This window comes from Streptococcus sanguinis (assembly GCF_020729725.1).
Taxonomy (GTDB): domain Bacteria; phylum Bacillota; class Bacilli; order Lactobacillales; family Streptococcaceae; genus Streptococcus; species Streptococcus sanguinis_V.
In genome coordinates this window covers 1-1250 of record NZ_JAJEPA010000032.1, presented here as the reverse complement: position 1 = coordinate 1250, position 1250 = coordinate 1, and the positions used below count along the sequence as shown (strand labels likewise).

3 protein-coding genes are annotated in these 1250 nt (G+C 34.7%); all 3 read right to left on the bottom strand.

Annotated elements, in window-relative coordinates; all coding sequences use genetic code 11:
* Nucleotides 1-14: 14 nt before the first annotated feature.
* A complete protein-coding gene (locus K4I03_RS12350) occupies nt 15-440 on the bottom strand; it encodes a hypothetical protein (protein WP_227965639.1) in 426 nt (141 codons plus the stop codon).
* 23 nt (nt 441-463) lie between these two features.
* Entirely contained in the window at nt 464-1033 is a 570-nt protein-coding gene (locus K4I03_RS12345) for a hypothetical protein (protein ID WP_227965636.1), read from the bottom strand.
* Nucleotides 1033-1250 (bottom strand): hypothetical protein (locus K4I03_RS12340; protein WP_227965634.1); only part of this gene is annotated, 218 nt, incomplete at its 5' end. The genes K4I03_RS12345 and K4I03_RS12340, both read right to left, overlap by 1 nt.

The window sequence follows — 1250 nt, the reverse complement described above, 5'->3', positions numbered from 1 at the left end:
AATTCTGATCTAAATCATTTTGAAGACTTAGCAAGTCCTAATTTTTTAAGCATTTTTTGTCTTTTCTTCTTCTGCTTCGCTTCTTGCTTTTTCATTTTTCTTAGACGGCGCTTTTTAAAGAAATTGTAGCTGATAGGTTCTAATTTCTTAATAAAGAATCGGCTAAGATGGAACAAGGCAAAAATATAGGCTGCTATTCCACCTGCTAAGATGATGAAAGATAAAATCCCCCAGGTTCCCCAAACAGTTCGTAAGTCCATAACAAACTTCAAACCTATTGTAGAAATAGTATAACTGAGAAAAATTCCTACTGCTACTGCCAGAGCTTTATGACCTTTGAATTGTAATTTTTCTTCTTGTAATACAGCAGTTGTATTTTGTTTTTTTGCCTGCCGAACGGAGTGCAGGCGCTCTTTTGCTCGTTTCTTATTCTTTGACATTTTCGTTCCTTTCCAGCTCTCTCCTATTTCTTCCTTTTTTCAATTTCTGATTCAATTTCACTGACAAATGTAGGAATGTCTTCTTCAGTAATATGATGACGGAAAAAAGCATTTGTGTATCTTCTTACTTGGTCTTCTGGATCGTATAGTTTTTCTTTTTCAACTTCATTTTCCAGAAACTCCTTGGCTCCCACCTTTTCAACTTCAAAAGCTAGGCTGGTCAATTCTATTGCTCTATCTACTCTTAAAGAATAGACATCTAATGCAGCTTGTCCAACAGTGGTAAATGGCTCTACAATCCCTCTTTTTAATTTATAAAGAGTGGACTTGCCAATTTTTTCAACTTTACTGGCAATCGCTTCTACTGATAATCCACTATATACCAATAGCCACTTTATCATATCTACGTCTATTAGGCAGCCATTTTCTAGGCTACGATAATAGATATCTTCAATTCGGGGAGAATGCTTCTCTCTCCATTTTTTCATCAAAGATAAACCTATCCTGAGTTTTTCCTTATCATAGAGCTTTAATTCATCAACAAAGATAAACTCATCAAGAATGATAAAATCTTCTTTTTCTGTTGCTGCCATTACTCTCCTCCTGATCCATGAACAAGTTCTTGATAAGCAGCTTGTGCTTTATGAATAGAGTCCATGACAAAATCATGGTAATGATAACCCAGCAAAAACAGGAAGATAAAAAGTGCAATTATACCGACAATGCGCATAATATAGCCTACACCTTTGCTGATGATTTTACTAAAGAACTTAACTATGTTTTTCAAAATCAAAATATAGAAAAACCATC

Excerpts from the sequence above, each read along its gene's own strand:
- K4I03_RS12350 (WP_227965639.1), bottom strand. The coding sequence starts at position 440 with ATGTCAAAGAATAAGAAACGAGCAAAAGAGCGCCTGCACTCCGTTCGG.
- K4I03_RS12345 (WP_227965636.1), bottom strand. The coding sequence starts at position 1,033 with ATGGCAGCAACAGAAAAAGAAGATTTTATCATTCTTGATGAGTTTATC.